The sequence below is a fragment of the Pseudomonas sp. W2-17 genome, from assembly GCF_041060445.1.
Lineage (GTDB): Bacteria > Pseudomonadota > Gammaproteobacteria > Pseudomonadales > Pseudomonadaceae > Aquipseudomonas.
In genome coordinates this window covers 37,563-43,798 of sequence record NZ_JAUFNS010000034.1, presented here as the reverse complement: position 1 = coordinate 43,798, position 6,236 = coordinate 37,563, and the positions used below count along the sequence as shown (strand labels likewise).

Here is a 6,236-nt window from a genome sequence, read left to right as displayed (position 1 = left end):
TGACTCGAGATTTCGAGCCATCCCGAGGACCTGTGGGAGTGAGCTTGCTCACGAAGACGCCAGTCCAGCCGCTGGATATCTAGCGGCTGAAAGTCAGTATTCGCGAGCAAGCTCGCTCCCACGAGACCGTGGGTGACTTGAGATTTCGAGCCATGCCGAGGACCTGTGGGAGTGAGCTTGCTCACGAAGACGCCAGTCCAGCCGCTGGATATCTAGCGGCTGAAAGTCAGTATTCGCGAGCAAGGTGGAGCGCCACCCCGGTCGCTCCCACAGGTTGCGCGATCACTTCCGAAGCCTGAGTCTGACGCTGGTCAATCCCACAACTCATCTGGCGAGTGACAGTCAGCTATCAGTGGGAGTGCCGTGGCACTTCCGAGCCGCGCATGCCGACCAGGAAGTCGAAGTCGCAACCCTGGTCCGCCTGCATCACATGATCGATGTACAGCTGGCGATATCCGCCGATCAGCAACTGGGGCGGTGCCTGCCAATCGGCCAGACGCGCGGCCAGTTCCGCTTCCGGAATGTCCAGGTGCAAGCGGCCGGTCGCGCAGTCCAGCTCGATGAAATCCCCTTCCTGCACCACCGCCAGCGGACCACCCGCTGCTGCTTCGGGTGCGACGTGCAAAACCACCGTGCCGTATGCCGTGCCGCTCATGCGCGCATCGGAAATCCGCACCATGTCGGTTACGCCCTGGGCCAGCAGCTTGGCCGGCAGACCCATGTTGCCGACTTCGGCCATGCCCGGATAACCCTTCGGCCCGCAGTTCTTCATCACCAGAATGCTGTCGGCATCGACGTCCAGGTCCGGATCGTTGATGCGCGCCTTGTACATGTCGAAGTTCTCGAACACCACGGCGCGACCCCGGTGTTTCATCAGCGCAGGCGTGGCGGCGGACGGTTTGAGCACGGCGCCCAGCGGCGCAAGGTTGCCGCGCAGCACGCAGATACCGCCATCGGCTACCAGCGGATTGTCGATGGCGCGGATCACTTCGTCGTCGCCATAGATCGGCGAGTTCTTCACGTTTTCCCACAGCGTCTTGCCGTTGGCGGTCAAAGCGTCGGGGTGGGGGATCAGGTTGTTCTCGCCCAGGCGACGCAACACCGCAGGCAAGCCGCCGGCGTAGTAGAACTCTTCCATCAGGAAGCGCCCGGAAGGTTGCAGGTCCACCAGCGTAGGCGTGCCGCGACCGATGCGGGTCCAGTCATCCAGTTCCAGGTCCACGCCGATACGACCGGCGATGGCCTTGAGGTGGATCACCGCGTTGGTCGAACCGCCAATGGCCGCGTTGACGCGAATGGCGTTTTCGAAGGCTTCACGGGTCAGGATTTTCGACAGGCGCAGGTCTTCGTTGACCATCTGCACCGCGCGCATGCCGGACATGTGCGCCAGTACGTAACGGCGGGAATCGACGGCAGGAATCGCCGCGTTGTGCGGCAGCGATGTGCCCAGCGCTTCGGCCATGCACGCCATCGTCGAGGCGGTGCCCATGGTGTTGCAGGTACCGGCCGAGCGCGACATGCCCGATTCGGCAGAGAGGAATTCGTCGAGGCTGATCTGCCCGGCTTTATAGGATTCGTGCATCTGCCAGACGATGGTGCCGGCGCCGATGTCCTTGCCCTTGTGCTTGCCATTGAGCATCGGCCCGCCGGTGACGACGATGGCCGGGATGTCACAGCTGGCAGCGCCCATCAACAGGGCAGGGGTGGTCTTGTCGCAACCGGTCAGCAGCACCACGCCGTCGATGGGGTTGCCGCGAATCGCTTCTTCGACGTCCATGCTCGCCAGGTTGCGGGTCAGCATGGCGGTTGGGCGCAAGTTCGATTCGCCGTTGGAGAAGACCGGAAATTCAACCGGGAAACCACCGGCTTCGATCACGCCGCGTTTGACGTGTTCGGCGATGGTGCGGAAGTGGGCGTTGCAGGGGGTGAGTTCGGACCAGGTGTTGCAGATGCCGATGATCGGCTTGCCCTGGAACTGATGGTCGGCGATGCCTTGGTTCTTCATCCAGCTGCGGTACATGAAGCCGTTCTTGTCGGCGGTACCGAACCACTGGGCGGAGCGCAGCACGGGTTTCTTAGTGGAATCAGACATAAATCGGCACTCTTATTGTTAGGCTTTATTTGTAAGACTAAAGGCTGCAGGTGACGACTAAAATAGGCCGAAAATGTCGCGAGTGGAAGAGTTGTAGTCTTAAATAGTAATACTATATAGTCGATCTCAACCGAGGGACGACCCTGCCGGCTTCATTCGCAGCAATGCGCACACGAAGGCAGAGGCGATCCCCGCAGGCTTCCATAACAAAAACAATGAGGACCGCATCCATGAGCCAGGAACTCAGGCTTATTCGTCGCATCACCCTGAAACTCATTCCCTTTCTGATCCTGCTCTACCTCATCGCTTATGTGGATCGCTCCGCGGTCGGCTTCGCCAAGCTGCACATGGGCGCGGACGTTGGCATCGGTGACGCGGCCTATGGCATGGGCGCCGGTCTGTTCTTCATTGGCTACTTCCTGTTGGAAATCCCCAGCAACCTGATGCTCGAGCGCTTCGGCGCGCGGCGCTGGTTTGCGCGGATCATGCTCACCTGGGGCGCGATCACCATGGGCATGGCCTTCGTCCAGGGCCCGACCAGCTTCTATGTCATGCGCTTTCTGCTCGGCGCGGCCGAGGCGGGCTTCTTCCCGGGCGTTCTGTACTACATCACCCAATGGTTCCCGGTCCGCCACCGCGGCAAGATCCTCGGCCTGTTCATTCTTTCCCAACCCATCGCGATGATGATCACCGGCCCGATTTCCGGCGGTTTGCTCGGCATGGAAGGGGTGGCGGGTCTGCATGGCTGGCAGTGGCTGTTCCTGTGTATTGGCGCGCCGGCGATCCTGCTGACCCTGCCGGTGTTGCGCTGGTTGCCGGACGGCCCGAAAGACGTGAAGTGGATGGACCCGGTCGAGAAACAATGGCTCGCCGGCGAGCTGAAAAAAGACCTGGAAGAATACGGCCAGACCCGCCACGGCAACCCCTTGCATGCGCTAAAAGACAAGCGCGTTCTGCTGCTGGCGCTGTTCTATCTCCCCGTCACGCTGAGCATTTATGGCCTCGGCCTGTGGCTGCCGACGCTGATCAAACAGTTTGGCGGCAGCGACCTGACCACGGGCTTCATTTCTGCCGTGCCGTACATCTTTGGCATCGTCGGCCTGTTGATCGTCCCGCGCAGTTCCGATCGGCTTAATGACCGCTATGGTCATCTGGCGGTGCTGTATGTGATCGGCGCCATCGGTCTGTTCCTCAGCGCCTACCTGACCGTGCCGGTGTTGCAACTGGCGGCGCTGTCGCTGGTGGCGTTTTCGCTGTTTTCCTGCACGGCGGTGTTCTGGACCTTGCCCGGTCGTTTCTTCGCCGGCGCCAGTGCTGCGGCGGGCATTGCGCTGATCAACTCGGTGGGCAATCTGGGCGGTTACATCGGCCCCTTCGTCATCGGCTGGCTGAAAGAACTGACCGGCAATCTGGCCAGCGGCTTGTACTTCCTCTCGGGCGTGATGATCTGCGGCCTGATTCTGACCGGCGTGGTCTACCGTGTTCTGGAACGCAAGCACGCCTTGCCCGAATCGAAATTCGCCGCCAGCGCGCGCGGCTCTCGTTAACCTCAGGCCGTTCTGTGGAGCGGCCGTGTAGACCCCAAACAGGAGAACCCCATGCATTTAGTACAGTTCGAGCTGGGCAATGGCCAGCGTCGCGTCGGTCTGGTGGACGGTCCGCTGGTGCGCGAAATCCAGGGCGCCACCAGCACCCGTGATCTGGCCCTGGCGGCCATCGACAAGAAGATCTCCCTCGCCGAACAGGTTGACAGCCTGGGCCTGGGGGATAACCACGATTACTCGCAGCTGCGCGCCGATCTGATGATTCTGCCGCCGCTGGATCACCCGGATCCGGCGCACTTGTTGGTCAGCGGCACCGGCCTGACCCATCTGGGCAGCGCGTCGGCGCGGGACAAAATGCACCAGCAGGGTAATGACGAAGCGGGCATGACCGACACCATGCGCATCTTCAAGTGGGGCCTGGAAGGCGGCAAACCGGCGGCCGGTCAGCCGGGTGTGCAGCCGGAGTGGTTCTACAAGGGCGACGGCAGCATCGTCATTCGTCCGGGCGAGTCGTTCCCGCAGCCGCCATTCTCCGAAGACGCCGGCGAAGAGCCTGAGCTGAGCGGCTTGTACGTGATCGGTCACGATGGCAAGCCTTACCGTTTGGGTTTCGCCATCGGTAACGAATTCTCCGATCACATTATGGAGCGCAAGAATTACCTGTACCTCGCCCATTCCAAGCTGCGCGCCTGCTCGTTCGGCCCGGAGCTGCGCGTTGGCGATCTGCCGCAGAACCTGGCGGGCATCAGCCGAATCCATCGCGACGGGCAAATGCTGTGGGAGAAGGAGTTCCTGAGCGGCGAGGCCAACATGTGCCACAGCCTGGAAAACCTCGAATACCACCACTTCAAATACGCCCAGTTCCTGCGTCCTGGCGATGTGCACGTGCATTTCTTCGGCACCGCGACGCTGTCGTTTGCCGACGGCATCAAGACCCAGCCGGGGGACAAGTTCGAGATCAGCCAGCATGAGTTTGGCGCGCCGTTGATCAACGGCATTGCGCCGGCCGAGGCGGTTTTCCAGCCGGGTGGCATCAAGCAGCTTTGATGTCCGGCCCCTTGCGGAACGCTTGAATGGCCAGGACTGCATGCGTGGTGATTCGTCGCGCTGCAGAAATCCTGTAGGAGTGAGCTTGCTCGCGAAGCGGTGATCCAGTCACTGAAAGGGGTGACCGGAATTCGCTATCGCGAGCAAGCTCACTCCTACAGTGGCTGGCTGCTGCGCTCGATACGACACCCATAAAAACAAAACGAGGTGCGACCCATGATCGCCACTGCCATCCCGCTGGAACGCCTCGACGCCGACGCGCTCGAGGACAGCATCTACCGCAAGGTGAGCTGGCGAATCGTGCCGTTGTTCATCGCCTGTTTTCTCTTTGCCTATCTGGACCGCGTCAACATCAGCTTTGCCAAGCTGCAGATGGCCAGCGACCTGGGTTTCAGCGAAACCGTCTACGGCCTGGGCGCGAGCCTGTTCTTCGTCGGCTACTTCCTGTTCGAAGTGCCGAGCAACGTGCTGCTGCACAAGATCGGCGCGCGGATCTGGATCGCGCGGATCATGGTCTCGTGGGGCATCGCGTCCGCCTGCATGATGTTCGTGCAGACCGAGTTCTGGTTCTACACGCTGCGCTTTCTGATCGGCGTGATGGAGGCCGGCTTCGTCCCCGGCGTCCTGTATTTCTTCACCCAGTGGTATCCGGGCTCACGTCGGGCGCGGGTCAACTCCTACTTCAAAAGCTCCATCTGCCTCTGCGGGATCGTCGGCGGTCCGATTGCCGGGCTGATCCTCGGTCACTTCGACGGTGTCATGGGCCTGGCCGGCTGGCGCTGGCTGTTCCTGATCGAAGGCATCCCGTCCATCCTGCTGGGCGGCGTGGTGTTCTGGCTGGTCAAGGACCGCATCGAAGACGCCACCTGGCTCAGTGATCAGGAGAAACAAGTGGTGCTGGCGCGCATGGCGAAAGAGTCCAAGCCTGTCGTCAAACAGACCGTCAAAGACATCTGGAAGCACCCGACCACCTACGTGATGTCTGGCATTTACCTGTGCCTGGTCATGGCGTTGACCGGGCTGTTGTTCTGGATGCCGCAGTTGATCAAAACCGCCGGCGTCACCGACACCCTGAACATTGGCCTGCTGACGGTGATTCCGTACGTGGGCGCGGTGATCGGCAATCTGCTGATCGGCGCCAGCTCCGACCGTCACGGCGAGCGTCGCTGGCACATGGCGGGTTGCGCGACGCTGACGGCTGCGGGTTATCTGGTCTGCGCACTGTTTCCCGGACAACTGGCGCCGCTGATGATCGGCATGACCATGATCATGACTGGCATCATCGCCTGGATGCCGATCTTCTGGACCATCCCGCCGCGCTTCCTCACCGGTATCGCTGCCGCTGCCGGCATCGCGCTGATCAATTCCCTCGGGCAACTGGGCGGGGTCATCGCGCCGTTCATGGTTGGTCGGATCAAGGACCTTACCGGCACGGCGACCCCGGCGCTGTTCGCGTTATTCGCCGTCAGCGTGCTGGCCATCGCGCTGATTGTCTGGGGCATCCCGTCCCGCTACTACGTGAAGGAAGCGGTTCAGGACTGAACCTGCGGTCG

The 6,236-nt window shown here is 61.5% G+C and carries 4 protein-coding genes; 3 read left to right on the top strand and 1 reads right to left on the bottom strand.

From position 1 onward, the window contains the following. Positions 1-349 precede the first annotated feature (349 nt). Positions 350-2,092 carry an IlvD/Edd family dehydratase gene (locus QWI20_RS26035; RefSeq protein ID WP_369307848.1) on the bottom strand — a complete coding sequence of 581 codons (1,743 nt, stop codon included), beginning with the start codon at positions 2,090-2,092 and terminating at the stop codon, positions 350-352. 230 nt (positions 2,093-2,322) lie between these two features. Here QWI20_RS26035 and QWI20_RS26030 point away from each other — a divergent pair, with 230 nt between their 5' ends. The 3 genes from QWI20_RS26030 (at position 2,323) to QWI20_RS26020 (ending at position 6,225) form a co-directional block, all read left to right on the top strand. Continuing rightward, positions 2,323-3,639 (top strand): MFS transporter, encoded by a 1,317-nt coding sequence (locus QWI20_RS26030; RefSeq protein WP_192171020.1) that lies wholly within the window; start codon positions 2,323-2,325, stop codon positions 3,637-3,639. Positions 3,640-3,690: 51 nt separating this feature from the next. Further along, positions 3,691-4,683 carry an AraD1 family protein gene (araD1, locus tag QWI20_RS26025; RefSeq protein ID WP_369307847.1) on the top strand — a complete coding sequence of 331 codons (993 nt, stop codon included), beginning with the start codon at positions 3,691-3,693 and terminating at the stop codon, positions 4,681-4,683. 216 nt (positions 4,684-4,899) lie between these two features. Further along, positions 4,900-6,225, top strand: coding sequence for an MFS transporter (locus QWI20_RS26020; RefSeq protein ID WP_369307846.1), 1,326 nt, complete (start codon positions 4,900-4,902; stop codon positions 6,223-6,225). Positions 6,226-6,236: the final 11 nt, after the last annotated feature.